We start from the raw sequence: 22235 nt of genomic DNA, 5'->3' as shown, positions 1-22235 counted from the left end.
ACGTATCGTCAGTAGGTGCCTCCGTTTTCTCCTCGCGGCCGGAACCGGCGGTCGGGCCGTGGCTCCGGCCCTGCCGGCAGCTCGTCCAGCGGCTCCTCCGGCAACGGCTCCTCCGGTACCGGTTCCACCAGCGGCTCACCCGGCCCCACCGGGATCTCCAAGGCCTCGCAGGCCGACCTGCTCCGGCTCGCGGCCGCCCGCCCCGGCGCGCCCGGCGAGGCCTCCGGGGAGGGCGCCGGACAGGATGCGGGGCCGCGGCGTCGGGACCGGCGCGGGCGCGGACTGCGCGGCCCGATGTTCCCGCCGGGCACCCCCGCGCACCGCACCCGCGCGCAGCGGTTCGACGACCTCGTGCTCGACGTCGTCGAGGACCTCGACCGGACCTGGGCCACGCACCTGCACGGCACCGAGTTCGCCGTGGAGGACGTGCCGCCGTCGGACCCCGCGCCGTGGGAGGACGGCGGCGTGTTGCTCGGACGCTTCTTCCCCGCCGAGGCCGGGCGCCCCGGCCGCGTGGTGGTCTATCGCCGTCCCGTGGAGGTACGGGCCGTCGACCTCGACGACCTCGCGGACCTGGTGCGCGACGTGGTCGTGGAGCAGGTGGCGCACCTGCTGGCCCGCACGCCCGAGGAGATCGACCCGAACTTCGGCGAGCGCTCCTAGGTCACGGGGTCGGCGGCCCCAGGGTCAGCCCGCGGCGTCGACCCGGCGCACGCGCACGTCGCCGTCCGCCGCGAGCGGCGGCGTCGGGGCCAGCACCGAGAACAGGCTCGCGTCGTCGGCCTGGACCAGCCGTACCGACCAGACCACCTCGGGCTGGTCGGCGGGCTGCTCCGCGACCAGCGCCACGGCGTCGCCGAGGTCCTCCAGCTCGGACCAGCCCACCTCGACGGTCTGCCCCGCGGGCACGTCGACCGCGTGCGTCCAGGCCACCTCGCCGTCCGGCCCGACGCCGCGCAGCGTCACCTCGGTGCTGCCGGTCGCGTCCTCGATCTCGTCGGGGCCGCGCTCGTCGGGCACGCCGCTCAGCGTCACGCCGTACACGGCGTCCTCCGGCACGGCGACCGCGCCGTCGGCGGTCCCGCCCGTCTGCTCGGCGCCCGTCTTCTGCCCGGCCACCGCCTGCCCGGCCAGCCAGGCCCGGTCGTACGGGTCCTCGTCGATCACGGCATCGTCCGCGGCGGCGCCCTTGCGGTCCACGGCCGCGCCGGCCACCACCGGCACGTCGGCGTCGACCACCACCGTGTAGTTCCCCGCGGGCAGGCCGCCCAGCGGCAGGGTCGTGACCTGCCCGGGTTCGAGCGGCAGCTCCTCGCCGCCGCGCAGCCGGACCGGGCCGTCGGGCCCGAGCACCGCGAGCCGCGCCGTGCCGGCCCGGGTACCCGGCGTCAGCACGTCGAGGCGCGGGGCGTGCGGGTCGTCCACCGTCTCGCCCGTGCTGGTCACGCCCGAGACCGCCGTCGTCCGCGACGGCGCGCCGCCGCCCACGACGAGGTCCGCGCCCGCGGGCACGAGCCCCTCGATCCGGTGGTGCTGCACGTAGGCGCCCACCCGGCCGCCCTCGGCGGTGACGTGCAGCGCGAGGCGGCTCTGGTCGGGCGCGACGGCCTCCAGCATGGTGACCACCTGCTCCCCCGGGGGCACGACGACGAGCGACTGGCTCCCCAGCACCACCGGGCCGGACGCGCCCCAGGCCTGCAGGGTCACGGTGGCCGCGGTGCGGCCCGGGTTCTGCAGCACCAGGCGCCCGCTCGACCCCACGGAGGTGCTGCCGCCCACCAGCCAGTGCTCGACGGCGGGCTCCACGCACGGTCCGGCGACCAGGCCGCGCAGGTCGCCCTCGGTGGTCACGGACGCGACGGTCGCGGCCGCGTAGGTCGCCGTGCCCGGCGTCAGGCGCAGCACGCGCGCGCCCGGCAACCTGCCGTCGAGCACGGCCGCGTCGGCGCCCTGCTCCAGCGGCCCCGTGAGCTCCGCCTCCTGCTCACCGTCGAGCGTCGTGACCGCCGGCTGCTCGCCGTCGGCCCCGTCGAGCACGGCCGCGGTCAGCGTCGTGGTCGTCGCGACGGGGGCCGCGCTGAACGCGTCGTCCCCGACGTCGGGCTGCTCCAGCCGCGCCGGCGTGGGGCAGACCAGCCCTGTCTCGGTGGCCGCCACGGGGACGGAACGCGCGTCGTCGACGGCCGGGGCCGCGTCGCGGGCGGCGCCGCCCGGGGCGGCCGTACCCGTCGTGGCGAGGGCACCGACCGCCAGCGCGCACAACAGGGCGCCCACCGCGGCCGCGGCCCGCCGGACCGCGGACGGGACCGTCAGGTTCTTGCGCTTCATCGACCCCTCCTGCGTCCCACGGGCAGTGCCAGCAGGGCGAAGACCACCAGCGTGAACGTCGTCAGCACGAGCCAGGCCGTGCGGTGCGGCGCCTCGTAGCGGACCACGAGGTGCCCGGCGTCGGGGCCGAGCGTGAAGGCCTGCAGCCCGGCCGCCTCGTCCGCGGCGACGGGTTCCAGCCGCCGTCCGTCGAGGGACGCGTGCCAGCCCCGGCCCGCGGTCTCCGCCAGCACGACGACGCGGTCCGCGCCCCCGGCCGCGACCTCCGTGTGCACGGCCGTGCCGCCCGACGGCAGCACCTGGCGCGTGGCGCCGTCCTCCTCGATCCGCGCCCAGCCGGGCGCCGGCTCCTCGGCAGGCGCCACGCGCCACACCGAGACCGCCTGGCCCTCGGTCACGCGGCTCATGCCGGGCACCATGTCGAGCGTGGCCACGAGGTCGCCGACGGCGGGAGCGTCGGACCGGACCTGCACCGCGCCGATCCCCAGGTCGGCGAGCTGCTGCGGCACCCCCTCGGTCGCGCCGGACGTCAGCGCGGCGACGGCCACGTCGAGCGCGGCGGCCGGGTCGGTCGCCGGGTCCGCGGCCCGGTCGCCCGCGGGACGGGCGGCCACGCGCGGCGCCACGGAGGCGTCGGCGAGCTGCGAGCCGTCGGCCCGCAGCAGCGCGTACCGCACCGTGCCGTCGGTCGAGAAGCCCACCTGCAGCACGCGGGCCTGCCGGGGCGGCGCCTGCATCTGCTGCCCGACGGCGGGCACCACCGGGTCAGTCGTCACGTGCAGCATCCCGGACCGGCCGCCGTGCGCGACGCTGCCGGAGCCGGTCAGCCACACCACCGCCTGCGTCGCGGGGAGCAGCACCGCGACCACGGTCAGGCCGACGACGGCGACCGTGCGCGCCGCGCCCAGGACGCCGCGGAGCGGCGCCCCGTGCCCGGTGAGCACACCGACGCCCGCGACCGCCGCGGCGCCGAGGCCGAGGAGCAGCAGGGACAGCCCGGGGCCGGCCCAGCGGCCGTCGTCCTGCGCGAGCACCGCCGCGGCGAGACCCACGGCGGCGACCAGCCAGCCGACCAGCGACGTGGCCGCGACGTGCCGCGCGGCGACCGTGCCGCCCGAGCGGCCGATCCCGGCGAGCGCGCCCACCAGCCCGAGCACCGCCAACGCGAGCACCAGCGCGCCGAGCACCCACGGCCCCGCCGAGACCACGGCGCCGGCGGCGGTGAGCAGGGGGCCGCCGTCGGGCATGTCGAACCACGCGCCGGGAGCGGCCGGCAGGCCGAGCAACAGCTCCAGACCGGAGGCCGTACCGGGGGCCGGGACGCCCGATCCCGCAAGGGGTTCGGCGGTCAGGAGGCCGCGGTCGCCGTCCCGCAGCGCCGTCCACCAGAGCGGCGCGCCGACCACGAGGGCCGGCACGAGGGCGAGCGCCAGGTGCGCCCGCCGGTGCGGGGCGACGAGCATCGCACCGGCCAGGACCAGGACCGCGGCGGGGAGCAGCACGGGCGCGCCCGCGACCACGCAGGCCAGCAGCAGGCCGCCCGCCCCGGCCGCGCCGAGCGAGCCGCTGCCGGCCCGTGCGGCGAACGCAGAGACGCCGGCCTCGCCGTCCGCGGCGTCCGGCGCGCCGTCGGCGTGCGCCACCCGGTCGACGGCCTGGGCGCCCACCGCGCGGACGAGCGCGACGGCGGTCCAGGGCAGCAGGGCGTGCACCAGCACGCCGCCGAGCAGGCCGCCGTCCAGGGCACCGAGGAATGCCGGGGAGACGGTCCACGCGAACGCGGCGAGCGTGCGCAGCCACACCGAGCGCGTCACCGTGCCCGCGGCGGCCCAGGCGCCGACGGCGGCCAGCGGCAGTGCCAGCAGGAGCAGCGCGTTCACCGCGTGCTGCAGGGTGCCGCCCGCGAGCACCGACAGCCCGGAGAGCACGAGGAGGAGAGGGTCGGCCGGTGCGGCCGTGCCGAGCCCGTCGCGCACCCAGCCGGACGTCGCCGCCGACCAGGTGGTCGCCGTCGTGCCGCCGGCCGGGAGCAGGGCCCCGCCGACCAGCCGCCCGCCCGAGGCGAGGGCGCCCAGCCCGGGACCGAACAGCGCCGCCGCGAGGCCCACGGCGGCGACCACGACCACGGCGAGCGCCGTCCGGCGCCGCACGGCCAGGACCTGCAGCTCGGCCTGCTCCAGCTCCGACGGCGCGGCGTCGACGCGATGGGCCTCGCCGCGGGCGAGCCGCTTGTCGCGCCGTTCCGCGGCGACCTCGCGCCAGGTGCCCAGGAGCGGCCGCAGCACGCTGCGGGGCACGGTCGAGGTGCGCGCGATCCGACGTCGGGCGCGCAGCAGCGGACCCAGCCGGAACACCGCCCACAGCGGCGCGACCAGCTCGTCGCGCGCCCGGTCGGGGTGCTTCATGGCGAGCCGGTAGCTCGCGGCGAACGGCGCCCAGGCCACCATCGCGAGCATCACGACGGGCAGGGCCCACGGCGCGACGGACGTGAGGCGCAGGTAGAGCTGGCTGCGGAGGCGCGCGCCGGCCGAGCCGGGCGCGTGCAGGGCCACCTGCGCGTGCCGCACCACGGCGTCCGGCACCACGACGACGCGGTGGCCCGCGAGCCGCACGCGCCGGCAGAAGTCGGTCGAGTCGCCGAACTGGCCGTACGCCGGGTCGGTGCCGCCCACCTCGCGCCACACCGACGCGCGCACCAGCGCCCCGGCGAGCCCCACGGCGAGCACGTCCTCGCGCGAGTCGTGCTGCCCCTGGTCGATCTCGGTGTCGTCGATGCCGGTCATGCGCCTGCCGAGGGGCGACACGGTGTGCCCCACCTCGACCAGGACGCCCCGGTCGGCCTCGGCCGGGTCGAGCGGCAGCCCGTCCGGTCCCGACTCCCAGTGCCGCTGCTTGGCCCCGGCCACCGCCACGGCGTGGGAGTGCTCCACCGCCCGCGTCAGCGCTGCCAGTGCGCCGGGCGCAGGGGCGGAGTCGTCGTGCAGGAACCAGAGCCAGCCGCGCTCCGGCACCCCGGTCGCGGCGAGCATCGCCTGGACCGCCTCACCGAAGGTGCGGGCACCCGCACCGGCCACGTACCGGGCGCCGCCGAGCTGCAGGTCCTGGTGGCCGGACGTCGCGGGGGCGGTGTCGACGTCGACCACCACCACGTCGTCCGGGGTGCGCGACTGAGCACGCAGCGCGGCGAGCGTGGCGGCGAGGTAGGGGCTGCTGCCGCGCGTCACCACGACGGCGGTCACCGTGACCGCCACGGGCGGCTGCACGGAGGGCTGGGCCGGGACCTTGGCCCACACCGGACCCGCCGGGGCGGCATGGGAGCCCCGGTCCGGGCTGGGGGCCGACAGGCTGTCGGTACGTGGAGCGCTCATCTCGCCTCACATCATGCGGCGCGTCTGTGCCGACACGCCGCAGACGCGCCGGTCGGGCGCCGAACGGTGCGCTGCTTGCGCTCCCCCTGCCGAGTCCGCCTGGAGGCGGACGTGTCACACGGCGCGGCGCTTGAGCTTGCGGCGCTCGCGCTCCGAGAGACCGCCCCAGATGCCGAACCGCTCGTCGTTCTCCAGCGCGTAGTCCAGGCACTCCGCGCGGACCTCGCAGCCCGAGCAGACCTTCTTGGCCTCGCGTGTGGACCCGCCCTTCTCCGGGAAGAAGGCCTCCGGGTCGGTCTGCGCGCACAGGGCGCGCTCCTGCCAGCCGAGCAAGGACTCGTCCGGCTCCGTCAGCACATACAGCTCGCCGAAGAGGGGCAGGACCGGTGCCACCGGTGCCACCTCGCTCTCAGCGTCAGTCGGGAACTCCACGTCCGATTCCAGCATGTTCCACATGACGTGCCCCTCCATGCCGTGTCCGTGCCCCGAGGCCTGGCCGGTAGATCGTGTGATCGACCGACCCATCAAGCCTGACTGGCCAGACCTGCAGTTTCAGGCCCCGTTGCGTATTCGCTACGAAAACTGCATACATGGAATTACACGCGTGTCGCCTGGAGTCGTCAAGCGGAAATGTGCTATCGCCCACGGGTTCCACGGGTAATTCACGAGTCCTTCCGCAGGTCGTGGCGCACGTCTCACTCGCCGGCCGCTTTTCCGGCCTGCGAAACCTCCGGCGCGCCGACACGCCGGAGTGTCCTTCCAGCCCCCTGCGGACAATGGCCGGTGAACCAGCGGACCGGCGACCGCGATAACGATCAGGTCGGGATGTGGGGCGCGTGTCCGACATGCCGCTCGAGGTGCGCCACGCACGCAGCACGCGCACACACCCGTCACCCCGCGCACGACGCCGCGCCACGACCTCCCCCTGGGTTCACACCTAGGCTGGCCGCATGCAGATCGCGCCTCGCACCGGCGGCTCCGTGCCCGACGTCGCCTCGCTCCTCGCCCGCCTCGCCGCCGACGGCGGCCGGCCGCGCCTGACCTGGTACGGCGACGACGGCGAGCGGGTCGAGCTCTCCGGCGCCGTCCTCGCCAACTGGGCCAGCAAGACGGTCAACCTGCTCGTCGAGGAGTTCGACGCCGCGCCCGGCACCACCGTCGTGGTCGACCTGCCCGTGCACTGGCGCACCGCCGTCTGGGCGCTGGCCGCCTGGCGGACCGGCGCGACGGTCGCCCTGGCCGACGCCGGCGTGGCCGCCCCGGACGTGGTGGTCACCGACACGCCGGAGCAGTGGGCGGACGGCGGGGCGGACCTCGTCGTCATCTCCCTGCCCGCGCTCGCCCGGAAGTACGACGGCGACCTGCCGCCCGGCGCCGTCGACGCGGCCTCGGCCGTGATGACCTATGGCGACGCGATCGCCTGGGTGCCCGAGGTGGACCCCGACCAGGACGCGCTGGTGACCGCCGCGGGCACCGTCGGGCACAAGGTGCTGGTCCCGGAGCCCGGCGACGGGGCACGCGTGCTCGTCGACGGGCGCGCGCCCGTCGCGGACGTGCTCCGCGACCTGCTCGGCATCTGGGCCGGCGGCGGGTCGGTGGTCCTCACGTCGTCCGCCACGGCCGCCGCGCTGGAGGCGGACGACGACCGTCTCGCGCGCCTGCGCGGCAGCGAACGTATCGACTGAACCGGGCAAAGCCCGGACCACAGAATTGCCCCGGGCCATCACCCGGCACGGACCGGTCGAAAAGGGCCCAGGACAATCGGGCCAGGGCTTCTCCACGAACCCTCTACGGTCCGCCCCCGGGCGGTGCGCCGCCGTGCAACATGCAGCCTCTAGGATCGGTGGCCGTGACATTTCCCGACTTCAGCGCCTCTGGTGCGACGAACCCCTCCCGGGGACCGTCCCACGCCCGGGCGCTGGGACAGCTGAGCAGCGTGTCCCGCGCGATCGCCATGGTGGTCGTCGCGGTCCTCTCGCTGGCCGTTGCCGGCGGCGCTGCCGCGGTGACCCAGCTGACCGGGAACATCGAGACCGCCGACATGGCGGCGCTCGGCACGAACCGGCCCAAGCAGGTGCTCCCGAAGGACCCGAACGCGGGCACCCCGCTGAACATCGTGGTGATGGGCAGCGACTCGCGCAGCGGGGACAACGACGCGCTGGCGGGCGGCGGCGAGATCGGCGCCCGCTCGGACACGACCGTCGTCATGCACATCTCGGGCGACCGGTCGCGGGTCGAGATGATCTCGATCCCCCGCGACTCCACGGTGGACGTCCCGAGCTGCACCACGGCCGACGGCGCGACCACGGCCGAGCTGTACGGCACCAAGTTCAACGCCGCGTTCTCGCAGGGCGTCCAGGTGGGCCAGACCGTCGCCGACGGCGCCCTGTGCACCGTCAAGACCATCGAGGAGCTGACCGGCGTCTACATGGACGGCTTCATCGTGGTCGACTTCGCCGGCTTCTCGTCGATGGTCGACGCCGTGGGCGGCATCGACGTCTGCGTCGAGGAGCCCATCTACTCCGAGAAGGCCAACCACCTGTCGCTGGACACGGGGCTGCACACGCTCAAGGGCGTCAAGGCCCTCGACTACGCCCGCGCCCGGACGGGCCAGGGCCTGGGCGACGGCTCCGACCTGGGCCGCATCGGCCGGCAGCAGGAGGTCATGGCCTCGCTCGCCCGCAAGGTGCTGAGCCAGGAGGTGCTGACCAACCCGTCGAAGACGCTCAAGCTGCTCAACGCGGTCACCGGCTCGCTCACCATGAACGAGGAGCTGGCCAGCATCGACGGACTCGCCGGGTTGGCCTACTCCATGCGGAACGTGCGGCCTGACACGATCACGTTCATGACCGTCCCCAACGAGTACGACCCGAACAACACGGCTAACGTCGTGTGGACGGACGATGCCGTACAGCTGTGGGACAACGTCAAGCACGACAGGCCGCTCGACAGCGACCCGGACGACCCGTCCGCGGACCCCTCGGGTTCCGCGACGGACGACGGTACGGCGACGGGCGAGGAGAGCACGGAGACCGACGCGGGGACCGATACCGGGACCGACGCCGGAACAGAGGCCGGCGACGGTTCCGAGACGGAGCCCACGCCGGAGTCGACCGAGATCAAGCAGGCCGGTGAAGAGGCCTTCACCGGCGCCGACACCACCAAGGTCTGCGGCTGAGCCCATGTCAGATCCCAGAACGTCGAACCGTTCGGCCCCGCAGGCCGACGACGACGTCACGCGTGTCCGGATCCCGCCCAGCTTCACGCCCCAGGGCGCGAGCGGGCGTCCGGGCGCCGACGACGCCATCCCGGTCGGTGACACGGGCGAGCGCCCGCGAACCGTCCCCGGTGGTGCGTCGAGCAGGCAGCAGCAGGGCGGACCCGCTAATGCGGAGACGCCCGGCGTCGGGGTTCCCGGCGTCGGTGGCGCCCACCGCATCGGACGGCCGGAAGGCTCCGACGAGGCGCGCTACGAACCACGTATCCGTCGACAGTCTTCACGGGAGGTACCGGTGTCCGGCGAGCGCAGGGGGACGAATCCCCCGCCCGTTCCACCACGAAGGTCGGGGCTGCCCGCGCGCAGCGAGTCCGCCGGGCAGGTGCCGAGATCCATCCCGCCGCGGTCGGCCCCGCCGAGCAACGGCGGCCAGCCGCCGCAGGCCATCCCGCCGGGCCGCCCGGTCCGGGCGAGCGCCGGGCCCGTGCGCCCGACGCCGGTGCGCAGCGCTCCCCGTCCCGCGGCCGGCGGCAACGGCCGGGGTGGGGGCTACCCGCAGCAGGGCGCCCTCGCCTCGGGCGGGCGCGGCGGCCGGGGCGGCAGCACCATCCGCATCCGCAAGGGCCGCGTGGCCGGCGTCATCGCGGTGCTCGTGCTCCTGGCGGTCCTCGCGTGGCCGATCGGCCTGCTGATCTGGGCCAACGGCAAGATCCAGCACGTCGAGGCGCTGTCCGGCGCGGACAACACCCCGGGCACCACCTACCTGCTCGCCGGCTCGGACGCCCGCGGCAGCGGCGGCATCGACGACTCCACGAGCGGCGCCCGTACCGACACGATCATGCTGCTGCACAAGCCGCGGTCGGGTCCGGTCGCGCTCATCTCGATCCCCCGTGACGTCTACGCCGAGATCCCCGACGTCGGCGGCGACAAGATCAACGCGGCCTACTCGTACGGCGGCGCACCGCTCCTGGTCAAGACCGTGGAGCAGCTCAGCGGGCTGACCGTGGACCACTACGTCGAGGTGGGCTTCGGCGGCGTCTCGGGCGTCGTGGACGCCGTCGGCGGCGTGCGGCTGTGCCTCGACTACGACGTGCACGACGTGAAGTCGAAGCTCAAGTGGGAGAAGGGGTGCCACATGGCGGACGGCAAGACCGCCCTCGCGTTCTCCCGCATGCGCTACTCCGACCCGACGGGCGACATCGGCCGCGCGCAGCGTCAGCAGCAGGTCATCGCCCAGATCGGCAAGAAGGTCGCCGACCCGGGCGTGCTGCTCAACCCGGCCTCGCAGGTGGGGCTCGCCGACGCCGGCCTGGCCGCCGTCGTGACCGACACCGACACGGGGATCATCGACGTCGCGATGCTGGGGCTGGCCTTCCGGTCCGCGAACGGCGACGACGGCGTGACCGGCACCCCGCCGATCGCGACGATCAACTACCGGACGCCTGCGGGCGCCTCCGCCGTGCTGCTGGACGAGAACCAGACCGGCGAGTTCTGGGCCAAGATCCGCGACGGCGAGTACCCGGCGGGCGAGAAGATCGGCGGCATGCCGGGCTCCTGACCCGCGCGCCTCCCCGCTACATGTCAGACGCCCGGGTCCCTCGAGGGACCCGGGCGTCTGACATGTCCGGGAGCGGGCCGGATCAGAGCTGGGCGCGCAGCTTCTCGCCCTTGGCGTGCGCCACCGCGCTCAGCTCCTCCTGGAACGCCTCCATGCGCTCGCGCAGCGCCGCGGCCTCGTCGCCCGCGCCGGACGCGAGGATCCGCGCCGCGAGCAGCCCCGCGTTCCGCGCCCCGCCGATCGACACCGTCGCGACCGGGACGCCCGCCGGCATCTGCACGATGGAGAGCAGGGAGTCCATGCCGTCGAGGTACTTCAGCGGCACCGGTACCCCGATCACGGGCAGCGGCGTCACCGACGCCAGCATGCCGGGCAGGTGCGCGGCCCCGCCCGCGCCCGCGATGATCACGCGCAGCCCGCGGCCGGCGGCCTGCCGACCGTAGTCGATCATCTCGGTGGGCATGCGGTGCGCGGAGACGACGTCGACCTCGACCGGCACGCCGAACTCGCCCAGCGCCTCGGCCGCCGCCTGCATGACGGGCCAGTCGGAGTCGGACCCCATCACGATGCCGACCTGCGGGTTGGTGCTCATGCGTTCGCCTCTTCCTCGGTGGTCGCGGCCGCGACGGCGGACGCGGCGGCGGGTGCCGGCGCGACGGCGTCCGGCGTCTCGCCGCGCAGCAGCGCCGCGGCCGCGATCGCCCGTCGCCGCACCTCGTCCAGGTCGTCGCCGCTCACGTTCACGTGGCCCAGCTTGCGGCCGGGCCGGATGCCCTTGCCGTACAGGTTGACGCGCGCCTCCGGGAACGCGGCGAGCACGTCCGGCAGCGCGTCGGTGAGCTCGTCCAGCGTCGAGCCCAGCACGTTCGCCATGACGGTCCAGGTGGCCGTCGGCTCCGCCGAGCCCAGCGGCAGGTCCAGGACGGCGCGCAGGTGCTGCTCGAACTGGCTGGTCACGGCGCCGTCGATGGTCCAGTGGCCGCTGTTGTGCGGGCGCATCGCGAGCTCGTTGACCAGCACCGTCGGCGCCCCGTCCGGCCCGGGCACCTCGAACAGCTCGACGGCCAGCACGCCGGTCACGTCCAGGCCCTCGGCCACGGTCGCCGCGATCTCGCGGGCCCGCGCGTCGAGGCCGGCGGACAGGCCCGGCGCGGGGGCGATCACCTCGGAGCAGACGCCGTCCCGCTGGATCGACTCCACGACGGGCCAGGGCCGCACCTCGCCGGACGGGCGCCGGGCGACCAGCGCCGCGAGCTCCCGCGTGAACGGCACCTTCTCCTCGACGAGCAGCTGCGGGCCGCCGTCGGCCACCGCCGCGAACCAGTCGGCGACGTCGTCCGGGGAGGTGACCACCCGCACGCCCTTGCCGTCGTAACCACCGCGGGAGGTCTTCACCACCGCGCTGCCACCCACCTCCGTCAGGAAGGCCGCCAGGGCGGCCCGCCCGTCCTCGGGGGACGACGCCGGGAGCGGCGCCCACCGCGGGCACGGCACGCCGAGCTCGGTCAGGCGCTGCCGCATCACGATCTTGTCCTGCGCCTGCACCAGCGCGTGCGGTCCGGGCCGCACGGGCGTCCCGTGCTCGATCAGGTCCGTGAGCAGCGCGTTCGGCACGTGCTCGTGCTCGAACGTGAGCACGGCGGCGGCGCGGTCGCCGTCGGGCGCGATCAGCGAGCGGATCGCCGCCTCGTCGGACGCGACGCCCACCGGGGCGTCGGTGACGACCTGCGCCGCGGACGACGCCGGGTCCTCGACCAGGACGCGCAGCCGGATGCCCAGCTCGCCGGCGGCGGGGGCCATCATGCGGGCGAGCTGCCCGCCGCCGACGACGGCTACGACGGGTGGGCCGGACTGACGGGAATCTGTTGCACTCACGTCGGTGAAGCCTACCGGCGGCCGCGCACCTTCTTCTGCCCGAGGGTGGAGATCTTCGACCCGACAGGCAGCACCTGGTGCGGGTCGAGGGTCTTCGGCACGCCCGAGAGGAACACGGAGAACACCGGCGGGGTGCGCTGCGTGAGCTGCAGGTTGCCGCCGTCGGCCGCGACGAGGTCGCGCGCGAGGGCGAGGCCCAGGCCCGTCCCCGCGCCCGACGTGACGCCGCGCTCGAAGATCTTGCCCTGCATGTCCTCGGGCACGCCGTCGCCCTCGTCCGTGACCTCGACGGCCATGGCGCCGCGCTGTCCCTCGCGGATCCGGAGCGTGGTGGTGCCGCCGCCGTGCTTGAGCGAGTTCTCCAGCAGGGTGGACAGCACCTGGGCGAGCGCACCCGGGGTCGCCAGCACGCGGGCGCCGCCCGAGTCCTCGACGTTCAGGTGGCGGCCGGCCCGCTCGAAGGACTCGCGCCACTCCTCCTCCTGCTGGAGGAAGACGACGGCGACGTCCACCGACTCGGTGGTGCCGCCCTGCGCGCGCCGGGAGCGGGCGAGCAGGTCGTCGACCACGCCGACCAGACGTTCCACCTGTTCGAGCGAGATCCGGGCCTCCTCCTGCACCTCGGGCTCGCTGGAGGTGAGCGTGATCTCCTCCAGGCGCATCGTCAGCGCCGTCAGCGGCGTGCGGAGCTGGTGCGAGGCGTCGGACGTGAACTGCCGCTCCACGGCGAGCCGCGCCGCGAGCCGGTCCGAGCTGCGGGCCAGCTCCGCCGCCACCAGGTCGATCTCCTCCACCCCGGAGGGATCCAGCCGTGGACGCACCTGTCCCGCGCCGAGCTGTTCCGCCGACGCCGCGAGGTACACGAACGGTTGCGCCAGCCGGTTGGCCTGCCAGGCCGCCGTGACCGCGCCGGCGGCGAAGGCCCCCACGCTGCCGAACACGACGAGCACCACGACGTTGATCGCCTTGATGTACGCGGGCCAGGCCGAGACCGAGACCAGCACGCCCATGACGGGCTGCTCCTCGGAGATGAGCCCGCGCTCGATCGTGGCGCCGGCGATGGGCTCGCCCGAGGTGAGCTGCATGCCGTTCGGCTGGTTCACGGTCACGTAGGCGACGATGTCGTTGCCCTGCGGCTGCACCGCCCGGTCCAGGACCGACTGGTCGACGAACCCGGCCTCGGCGGCGGAGCGGTTGCGCTCGTAGGAGTTGACGGAGGAAGCCAGGAGGTCCTGCACCCGGGTCTCGACCCGCTGTTCTTCCTGGCCGTAGATGTAGCGGGCACCGAAGATCGCGAGCGGGATGCCCAGGAGCAGGACCGCGACCGCAACCGCGGCGATCGTCGCCTGCAGTACGCGGGCGCGCATCTGGCTAGCTCGCCCCGATCTCGAAACGGAAGCCGAGACCGCGCACGGTGGAGACGTAGCGCGGGGCGTTCGCGTCGTCACCGAGCTTGCGGCGCAGCCACGAGACGTGCATGTCCAGCGTCTTGGTGGAACCGACCGGGTCGGAGCCCCACACGTCGCGCATCAGCGTGTCGCGGACGACCACGGAGCCGGCGTTCTGCACGAGGACGCGCAGCAGGTCGAACTCCTTGGTGGTCAGGTGCAGCTCGCGGTCGCCCTGGAAGGCGCGGTGCGCGGAGACGTCGACACGGACGTCCTGCGCGTGCAGCTCCTCCTCCTCGCCGGTCTCGCCGTGCGAGCGGCGCAGGAGCGCCCGCACGCGGGCGAGCAGCTCGGCCAGGCGGAAGGGCTTGGTGACGTAGTCGTCGGCACCGGCGTCGAGGCCCACGACGAGGTCGACCTCGTCGGCACGGGCGGTCAGCACCAGCACGGGCACGGTGAGGCCGTTGGCCCTGATCTCGCGCGCGACATCGAGCCCGTCCATGTCGGGAAGGCCCAGGTCCAGAACTACGATGTCCGCACCGGTCGAGCTCTCGATCGCACCTTTGCCGGTTCCTTGCACGACGACGTCGTATCCCTCACGGGAGAGCGCTCGTGCCAACGGCTCGGCAATGGCCGGGTCGTCCTCGGCTAGGAGTACGTGAGTCATTTCGCCATCGTAGGGCATAACCGACGCTCTGGCGCTACCCGGTCACGGCTCTTGACAGCCGTCATACCGAATCCTTTCGGCTGACACCGCCATGGCGCAAGTGCTACCACGGTATGACGCGCCGGCGCAACGGTTCCACCTACTCTGACCTGCATGGGTTGGTACGAACAGTGGCAGGGGTGGACGGAGCGGCACAGGTTCCTCGTGGACCTCACGTGGACCGTCCTGCTCGGGCTCCTCGCGCTGGTCACCTCGACCGACCTCTACTCGTCCGGACCGACGACACAAGCCGTCATCATCTCCGCCTCCGTGCTCGCCCCGATGCCGTGGTGCCGCACCCGCCCCGTGGTCTCCTGCGCCCTGGTCTTCGTCGCCTGCATGGTGCACATGACGTTCCTCGGTGTGCCGATCGTCCTGCCCGCGGACCTCGTCGTGCTCGTGTCGCTGTACTGCGTCACCGTGTACGGGCCCCGGTGGTCCTACCTGGCGGCCGGCGGCGCCGCGGTCGTCGGGGTGCTGACCCTCGGCATCTCCGGCTGGCTCCACTTCGGCAGCAGCCTCGCGCACGGGATCCCCACGATGATCGGGGCCGGCTCCCTGCTGGCCACCGCCTTCGCCCTGGGCCTGGTGCGCCGGTCCCGCCGCCTCATGATGGAGGCGCTGCGCGACCGCGCCGAGCGCCTCGAGATCGAGCGCGACCAGCAGGCGCAGATCGCCACGGCCGCCGAGCGGGCCCGCATCGCCCGCGAGATGCACGACATCGTGGCCCACTCCCTGTCCGTGGTCATCGCGCAGGCCGACGGCGGACGGTACGCCGCGGCCGCCGACCCCGCGGCCGCCCAGCGCTCGCTGGGCACCATCGCCGAGACCGGCCGTGCGGCGCTGGCCGACATGCGCCGGCTGCTCGGCGTGCTGCGCGAGGGCCCGGACGACGGCGGCATCCCGCTCGGCCTGGTCGCGCCGGACCGCGCATCGTCGGGCCACCCCCGGCCGGCGTCCGGCGCGGGCGGCACCGCGGCCGGTCCCGGTGACGACCGGGCGGAAGCCGCGCCCTCGGCGGGGGCCGGGGCGCCCGACGGCGGGGCGCCGCTGCGCCCCCAGCCCGACGTCACGGACCTGCGCGACCTCGTGGACCAGGCCCGGGACGACGGCCTGCGCGTCTCCTGGGCCCGGGTGGGCGTCGAGCGGCGGCTGCCGCCCGGCGTCGGGCTCACGCTGTTCCGGGTGTGCCAGGAGGCGCTCACCAACGTGCGCAAGCACGCCGGCCCCCGGCCCGCCGTCACCCTGCTGCTGCGCTGGGGCGAGGACGAGGTGGAGCTCCGCGTGGACGACGACGGCCGTGGCCTCGCTGCGGCCGGGTCCGCCGACGCGGCGGAACCGCAGCCCGCGGCCGGGTTCGGCCTGCTGGGGATGCGGGAGCGCGCCGAGATGTTCGGCGGGACGCTCACCGCCGGGCCGCGCGGCGGCGGCGGGTTCTCGGTCCGGTTCGTCGTGCCCATCCCGCGGGCCGAGGCCCCCGAACCGACCGCGCCCGCGGAGCCCGCCCAGCCCGTCGCGCGCACCACCGAACCGAGCACCACGCCGAAGGAGAACGATGACTGACACCCTCGACGCGCCCGTACGGGTCGCCCTGGTCGACGACCAGCCGCTGGTCCGCGCCGGGCTGCGGATGGTGATCGACTCCCAGCCCGACCTGCGGGTGGTGGTCGAGGCCGACGACGGCCGCGACGCACTGCGCCTGCTCGCCGCCACGGCGTCCGACGTGGTGCTGATGGACGTGCGCATGCCGGGGATGGACGGGCTGTCCGCGACCCGGGCGCTCCTGGGCGAGGGCGGTGTCGCGGCGGGCGACCCCCGCGTCGTCGTGCTCACCACGTTCGACCTGGACGAGTACGTGCTCGACGCGATCCGGGCCGGGGCCAGCGGGTTCCTGCTCAAGGACGCCCAGCCGGAGGAGCTGCTCACGGCGATCCGCACCGTGCACCAGGGCGACGCGGTGATCGCGCCGTCGTCCACGCGGCGGCTCATGGAGCGCCTGGTCACGGCGCTGCCGCCCGAGGAGGCGGCGGGGCCGCAGGAGGCGCTGGCGGGCCTCACGAGCCGCGAGCGCGAGGTCCTGGTGCTCATGGCGCGCGGGCGGTCCAACACGGAGATCGCGTCCGACCTGTTCGTCGCGGAGGCGACGGTCAAGACGCACGTGGGCCGCATCCTCGCGAAGCTCGACGCGCGGGACCGCGTCCAGGCCGTGGTGACGGCCTACGAGACGGGCCTGGTCCGCCCGGGCGCCTGACGGGTCACTCGGCGGCGAGCGCCGCGACCGGGTGGGTGCGGACGGCGGCGCGGGCGGGCACCACCGAGGCGAGCAGCCCGGCGACGAGCGCGACGGCGAGGACGACCCCCACCTCGGTCCACGGGACGACGAGGGGCACCTGGCCGAGCACGGACAGGGCGGTCGTGGCGCCCACCCAGCCGTACACGAGGCCCAGCACGATGCCCAGCACCGCGCCGACGCCGGCGATGACCATGCCCTCGACGGCGAGCGTGGCCCGGAGCTGGCCGCGCGAGAGCCCGATGGCCCGCAGCATCGCGTTCTCCCGTGTGCGCTCGATGACCGACAGCGACAGGGTGTTGGCCACGCCGACCAGCGCGATGAGTACGGCGACCGTGAGCAGCCCGACCACGATGCCGAGGATCACGTCGACCATCTGCTGGTAGGCGGACCGTTCGACGACGGTCCCGGTGACGCCGACGGTCTCCCCCGTGGTCGAGACCGCCGCCTGCACGGCGGAGACGACGTCGGCGGCGTCGCGGTCGTCGTCGACCTGCGCCCAGACCTCGCCGGGGGCCAGGCCCGGGGCGAGGGCGGCGAGGTCCTGGGGAGTCAGGTAGGCGCGGTCGGAGCGGGAGCCGCTGTGCACGACGTCGAGCGTCACCCGGCCGCCCGGGCCGGTGAGCACGAGCGTGCCGGCGCCCTCGAGGTCGTACAGCTCGGCCGCCCGCTGCGGAACGACGATCGTGCCGGGCCGCAGCCGGCCGGCGTCGGCGGGGGTGTTCGCGACGGACCGCAGGTCGTCGGGGTCGACGGCGGCGACCTGCACGGGTGTGCCCCCGTCCGCCCGCCGGGCCGACGCGTTCGTCACCGGGACCACGGCGCCCAGGCCGTCCACGCCGGCCAGGGCGTCGGTGACGACGGCGGGCACGGCAGCCGCCGCGCCGTCGGCGTCGTGCGCGGTGCTGGTGACGCGCAGGTCGACCGGGAACCGGGCGTCGAGCTGGTCGTTCATGGTGAGGCGGGCGCTGGCGGCGCCCGTGGTCATCATCGAGACCAGGGTGACGCCGATGAGCAGGGCGGTGGAGGTCGCCGCCGTCCGCCGGGGGTTGCGCAGCGCGTTGGCGGACGCGAGGCGGGCCGTGGCGCCCCCGGCGCCGGCCAGGCGCCCGAAGACCGCGGCGACCCGGGGCAGCCAGAAGACGGACCCCACGATGATGCCGACGAGCGACACGGAGCCGCCCAGGACCGCGGCGAACAGCCCGGTGTCGATGCTGCCGGACCTGCCCAGGGCCACGCCGGCGGCCATCACGGCGAGCCCGCCCAGGGTGGCGAACCCCGCGAACACCGCACGGGCCCGGCCGGTCCCGGACGGGTCGAGGCCCGCGGCGGGGCGCAGCGCGGCGAGCGGGGCGACGCGCGACGCGGCCCGCGCCGGGGCGACCGCGGCGGCGAGGGTGACCAGCAGCCCGGCCGCGAGCGGCACGAGGAACGCGGTCGGGGTCAGGGGGATCGTCCGCGGCAACGCGACCCCGAGATCGAAGGCGGGCGCGACCAGGAGCCCGGCCTGCACGAACAGCGAGCCGACGGCGATGCCCGCCACCGAGGCGACCGTGCCGAGGAGCGCCGCCTCGAGCAGGACGCTCCGGTGGATCTGCCCGGTGCCGGCGCCCACGCAGCGCAGCAGCGCGAGGGTGTGCGAGCGCTGCGCCACCAGCACCTGGAACGTGTTGGCGATGACCAGGCCCGCGACCACCAGGGACACGGCGGCGAGCGCCAGGACGAACACGAGGTAGACGATGTTCTGGCCGCCCGAGATCCCCGCCACCACGTCCTCGGCGTACTCCTCGGGGGTGGTGACGCCGGTGGCGGACGGGACGGCCGCCGCGAGGGCGCTCCGGACCGCCGCGACGGCGGCCTCGTCTCCGGGCCGGTCGAGAGCGACGACGACGGTCCGCATGCCGGGCGCCGCGGCGGCCCCGGCCCCGGCGAGCTGTCGCTCCAGCGCCGCCGGGGTGACGACGGCGACGCCACCACCCGCGGCGTACGCCGAGACGGGGTCGTCGACCAGGCCCGACACCGTGAGCTTCTCGACGGCCTCCTGGCCGCCGTAGCACTCGGCACCGCGCTCGCCGAGGCCGGGCTTGCCGGGGCCGGGCTTGCCGGCCCGCAGGCAGCGCGTCGACGAGACGGTGTCGCCCACGCCGACGCCGAACAATTCCGCGACGTCCACAGGGAGGGCGATGCGGTCGGGGCCGTCCGGCCAGACGCCGTACGCGAGGACGAGGGGCGTCAGCCGGGGGTCGGACGGCGCCGCGACGAGCGACTGGCGGACCGTCCGGCCGCCGCGGGCGAGTTCCACGTACGTGCCGCGGAACCCGTCGGCCGCCGCGACGCCGTCGACGGCGCGCACCGCGTCGACGTCGGCCGGCGTCATCGTGCCCGCCCGGTCGAAGACCACGAGGTCCGCGTCCGCGTACTGCGCGGCCACCTGGTCGTACGTGGTGCGGGTGACGACGGTGCCGGCCTGCAGCGTCGCGGCGACGAACGCGGTGCTGATGAGCACCGCGAGCCCCGCCGCGGCGAGCCGGCCGAGGCTGCGCCGCATCTGCGCGAGGGTCAGCCGGATGGTGGGGCCGACGGTCAGCACGCGCGGCCTGGCCGGTCCGACGGGAGGTACACGATGGGTGTCCACGGGATCTCTCCTCGGGTCGACGAGGCTGCTGCGTGCTGACCGTCCGTGCCGGGCGCTACTCCGCGGCGAGCGCCGCCACGGGGTGGGTGCGCACGGCGGCCCGCGCCGGCACGACCGAGGCGACCAGCCCCGCGACGAGCGCGACGCCGAGCACCAGCGCGATGTCGGTCCACGGGACCACCAGCGGCACCTCGCCCATCACGGACAGCGCGGTCGCGGCGCCGGCCCAGCCGTACAGCAGGCCCAGCAGGACGCCGAGCACGGCGCCGACCCCCGCGATGAGCATCCCCTCGATGGCGAGGGTGGCCCGGAGCTGCCCCTTCGAGAGCCCGATGGCCCGCAGCATGGCGCTCTCGCGGGTCCGTTCGATGACGGACAGCGACAGGGTGTTGGCCACGCCGATCAGCGCGATGAGCACCGCGACGGCGAGCAGTCCGACGACGATCCCGAGGATCACGTCGATCACCTGCTGGAACGAGTTCCGTTCGACGACCGCGCCGGTCACCTCCACGACCTCGTCGGTGGTGGACACGGCGTCCTGCACCGCCGCGACGGTGCCGGCCACGTCCTCGCCGTCCGCCACGCCGGCCCAGACCAGGTTCGGCCTCAGGTCGGGGTAGATGGCCGCCAGGTCCTCCGGCACCATGAACGCCCACGCGTACTGCACGTCGCTGCCGACGACGTCGAGCGTCGTCGTGCCCCCGGGGCCCTTCAGCTCGATCTCGTCGAGCCCCTCGAGCCCGTAGCTGGTGGCGACCTGGTCCGGGACCACGAGCGTGCCCGGCCGCAGGTCCCCGAGCTCGTCGGGGGTGTTGACGACGGCGCGCAGCGCGTCGGGCGCGACCGCGATCGCAGGGACCACCGGCCCGTCCTCGTCGGCGGTCGTCGCGGTGACCGAGGTGACCTCGGTGACGCCGCGCAGCCCGGGGACGCCGTCGACGGCGTTCGTGACCACCGACGGCACGGCGGCCTGCTGGCCGTCGTCGTCGTAGGTGGTGGACGCGACCTCCAGGTCGACCGGGTACCGCGCGTCGAGCTCGTTGTCCATCGAGACGCGGGCGCTGGCCGCGCCCGTCGTCATCATGCCGACGAGGGTGACGCCGATGAGCAGCGCGGTCGACGTCGCCGCCGTCCGCCGCGGGTTGCGCAGGGTGTTCGCCGCCGCGAGGCGGGCGGACGGGCCCGTCGAGCCGACCAGCCGGCCGATGCCCGCGGTGACCTTGGGCAGCCAGAAGACCGAACCGACGATCACGCCGATCAGCGACACGGTGCCGCCGCCGACGGCGGCCAGCAGGCCGAGGTCGATGGTGCCCCGCAGCCCGAGCACGACGCCCAGGCCGAGCACCGCGAGGCCGCCCACCGTGGCGAGGACGGCGAAGACGGCGCGCACGCGCCCAGCACCCTTCTGCAGGGTGGGCGCGTCGCTCGGCCGGAGCGCGGCGAGCGGCGCCACCCGGGCCGCCGCGAGGGCGGGGGTGAGGGCGGCGACAAGGGTCACGACGATGCCGACGGCGAGCGGCGCGACGAACACGGGCCAGCTCAGGGTGATGGCCTGGGGCAGCGGCACGCCGAGGTCGAAGGCCGGCGCGATCATGAGCCCGGCCTGGACCAGAGCCGAGCCGAGGACGATCCCGACGACGGACGCGACGGTGCCGAGGATCGCAGCCTCCAGCAGCACGCTGCGGTAGAGCTGCCCTGTCGTCGCGCCGACGCAGCGCAGCAGCGCCAGGGTGCGGGCGCGCTGGGCGACGAGCACCTGGAACGTGTTGGCGATGACGAGGCCGGCGACGACGAGGGCCACGGCGGCGAAGGTCATGACGAAGACGAGGAAGATGATGTCCTGGCCGCCCGACATGGAGGCGACCGACTTCTCGGCGTACTCCTCGGTCGTGGTGACGTCGGTGGCCGCGGGGACGGCAGCAGCGAGGGCGGCACGCACCTCGTCGACGGCGTCGGCGTCGGCCGACGGGTCGAGCGCGACGACGACGGAGCCGGCGGTCGGCTCGGTGCCGGGCCCCGCCTCGTCGGCGCGCCACTGCGCGAGCGTCTGCTGCGCCACCACGGCGGCGCCGCCCATCGCGCCGTAGGCGGCGTACGGGTCGTCGACGAGACCGGTGACCGTCAGCTTGTCGACGACCTCCTCGCCCCCGTACATCTCGCTGCCGTCGTCGGCGATCTCCGGCTCGCCCGCGACCCACCGGGACGACGCGACGACGTCGCCGATGCTCACGCCGAGGCGCTCGGCGACGTCGGTGGGGAGCGCGATCTCGGAGTCCTTGGCGGGCCAGGCGCCATCGGCGACCTCGAGCGGGGTGAGCCGCTCGTCCGACGCCGTGCCGACGATGCCCTGGAAGATCGAGGTGCCGGCGTGGTTGAGCTCCGTGTAGGACATGGCCTGGGTGTCGGCGGCGACGACGCCCTCGACGCCCCGGACGGCCTCGACGTCGGCGTCGGTCAGGGACTCGTTGTCGTCGAAGACGACGAGGTCGGAGTCGGCGAGGCCCGCCGCGACCTGGTCGTAGGTGGTGCGCGTGATGACGTTGCCGGCCAGCAGCGTCGCCGCGACGAACGCGGTGCCGATGGTGATCGCGATGCCCGCGGACGCGAGGCGTCCGAGGCTGCGGCGCATCTGCGCGAGCGTGAGGCGTGCGGAGGGTGCGGTCCCGGCCATCAGGCGCCGGCCCCGGTGGTGACGGCGGGTTCGAGGGTGCGCAGGGCGTCCAGCCCGGCCATGGCGGACTCCGGTGTCGGGTCGGAGATGTCGCCGGCGATGCGGCCGTCGGCGATCAGCACGACCCGGTCCGCGTACGCGGCAGCGGACGGGTCGTGGGTGACCATGATGATGGTCCGGCCCAGCTCGCGCACGGAAC

Annotated in this window: 15 protein-coding genes and 1 pseudogene; 6 read left to right on the top strand and 10 right to left on the bottom strand. The window is 75.1% G+C overall.

The window, feature by feature from the left end:
* Nucleotides 1-15: 15 nt before the first annotated feature.
* A complete protein-coding gene (locus QRN56_RS27680) occupies nucleotides 16-663 on the top strand; it encodes a metallopeptidase family protein (RefSeq protein ID WP_350224612.1) in 648 nt (215 codons plus the stop codon).
* Nucleotides 664-687: 24 nt separating this feature from the next.
* Here the strand turns inward: QRN56_RS27680 and QRN56_RS25985 are convergent, their stop codons facing one another.
* From QRN56_RS25985 to QRN56_RS25975, 3 genes are all read right to left on the bottom strand, one after another.
* Nucleotides 688-2328, bottom strand: a complete 1641-nt coding sequence (locus QRN56_RS25985) for a DUF5719 family protein (protein WP_285108193.1) — start codon at nucleotides 2326-2328, stop codon at nucleotides 688-690.
* Complete coding sequence (locus tag QRN56_RS25980; RefSeq protein ID WP_285108192.1) at nucleotides 2325-5696, bottom strand: glycosyltransferase; 3372 nt, start codon at nucleotides 5694-5696, stop codon at nucleotides 2325-2327. Before QRN56_RS25980 ends, QRN56_RS25985 begins: the two co-directional genes overlap by 4 nt.
* 114 nt (nucleotides 5697-5810) lie before the next feature.
* Nucleotides 5811-6152, bottom strand: a complete 342-nt coding sequence (locus QRN56_RS25975; RefSeq protein WP_285108429.1) for a WhiB family transcriptional regulator — start codon at nucleotides 6150-6152, stop codon at nucleotides 5811-5813.
* A gap of 494 nt (nucleotides 6153-6646) precedes the next feature.
* Here QRN56_RS25975 and QRN56_RS25970 point away from each other — a divergent pair, with 494 nt between their 5' ends.
* The 3 genes from QRN56_RS25970 to QRN56_RS25960 all read left to right on the top strand — a co-directional run bounded on the left by QRN56_RS25970 (nucleotide 6647) and on the right by QRN56_RS25960 (nucleotide 10471).
* Nucleotides 6647-7381: a TIGR03089 family protein gene (locus tag QRN56_RS25970; protein WP_285108190.1), complete on the top strand. Its 735-nt coding sequence runs from the start codon at nucleotides 6647-6649 to the stop codon at nucleotides 7379-7381.
* A gap of 164 nt (nucleotides 7382-7545) precedes the next feature.
* A complete protein-coding gene (locus QRN56_RS25965) occupies nucleotides 7546-8874 on the top strand; it encodes an LCP family protein (protein WP_285108188.1) in 1329 nt (442 codons plus the stop codon).
* 421 nt (nucleotides 8875-9295) lie between these two features.
* On the top strand, nucleotides 9296-10471 hold the full coding sequence (locus QRN56_RS25960) for an LCP family protein (protein WP_285108186.1): 1176 nt from the start codon (nucleotides 9296-9298) through the stop codon (nucleotides 10469-10471).
* 82 nt (nucleotides 10472-10553) lie between these two features.
* Here QRN56_RS25960 and purE read toward each other — a convergent pair whose 3' ends face one another.
* The 4 genes from purE to QRN56_RS25940 are packed head-to-tail and all read right to left on the bottom strand — an operon-like array spanning nucleotide 10554 to nucleotide 14401.
* On the bottom strand, nucleotides 10554-11063 hold the full coding sequence (purE, locus tag QRN56_RS25955; protein WP_285108184.1) for a 5-(carboxyamino)imidazole ribonucleotide mutase: 510 nt from the start codon (nucleotides 11061-11063) through the stop codon (nucleotides 10554-10556).
* Complete coding sequence (locus QRN56_RS25950; protein WP_285108182.1) at nucleotides 11060-12346, bottom strand: 5-(carboxyamino)imidazole ribonucleotide synthase; 1287 nt, start codon at nucleotides 12344-12346, stop codon at nucleotides 11060-11062. The genes purE and QRN56_RS25950 overlap by 4 nt, the downstream gene beginning before the upstream one ends.
* An 11-nt stretch (nucleotides 12347-12357) precedes the next feature.
* Nucleotides 12358-13713, bottom strand: coding sequence for a sensor histidine kinase (locus QRN56_RS25945; RefSeq protein ID WP_285108180.1), 1356 nt, complete (start codon nucleotides 13711-13713; stop codon nucleotides 12358-12360).
* Nucleotides 13714-13717: 4 nt separating this feature from the next.
* Nucleotides 13718-14401, bottom strand: coding sequence for a response regulator transcription factor (locus QRN56_RS25940; protein WP_026366105.1), 684 nt, complete (start codon nucleotides 14399-14401; stop codon nucleotides 13718-13720).
* 153 nt (nucleotides 14402-14554) lie between these two features.
* Here QRN56_RS25940 and QRN56_RS25935 point away from each other — a divergent pair, with 153 nt between their 5' ends.
* A complete protein-coding gene (locus QRN56_RS25935; protein ID WP_285108179.1) occupies nucleotides 14555-16003 on the top strand; it encodes a sensor histidine kinase in 1449 nt (482 codons plus the stop codon).
* Complete coding sequence (locus QRN56_RS25930; RefSeq protein ID WP_285108178.1) at nucleotides 15996-16691, top strand: response regulator; 696 nt, start codon at nucleotides 15996-15998, stop codon at nucleotides 16689-16691. Before QRN56_RS25935 ends, QRN56_RS25930 begins: the two co-directional genes overlap by 8 nt.
* A gap of 4 nt (nucleotides 16692-16695) precedes the next feature.
* Here QRN56_RS25930 and QRN56_RS25925 read toward each other — a convergent pair whose 3' ends face one another.
* The 3 genes and pseudogenes from QRN56_RS25925 to QRN56_RS25915 all read right to left on the bottom strand — a co-directional run.
* Nucleotides 16696-19365: an ABC transporter permease gene (locus QRN56_RS25925; protein WP_285108176.1), complete on the bottom strand. Its 2670-nt coding sequence runs from the start codon at nucleotides 19363-19365 to the stop codon at nucleotides 16696-16698.
* Between the two features lie 55 nt (nucleotides 19366-19420).
* On the bottom strand, nucleotides 19421-21994 hold the full coding sequence (locus tag QRN56_RS25920; protein ID WP_285108174.1) for an ABC transporter permease: 2574 nt from the start codon (nucleotides 21992-21994) through the stop codon (nucleotides 19421-19423).
* Nucleotides 21995-22035: 41 nt separating this feature from the next.
* Nucleotides 22036-22235: pseudogene (locus tag QRN56_RS25915) on the bottom strand (ABC transporter ATP-binding protein); the annotation flags it as partial.

Source organism: Promicromonospora sp. MEB111 (assembly GCF_030209445.1).
Taxonomy (GTDB): domain Bacteria; phylum Actinomycetota; class Actinomycetes; order Actinomycetales; family Cellulomonadaceae; genus Promicromonospora.
The sequence above is the reverse complement of the archived record's forward strand: the minus strand, read 5'-3'. Positions and strand labels throughout refer to the sequence as shown.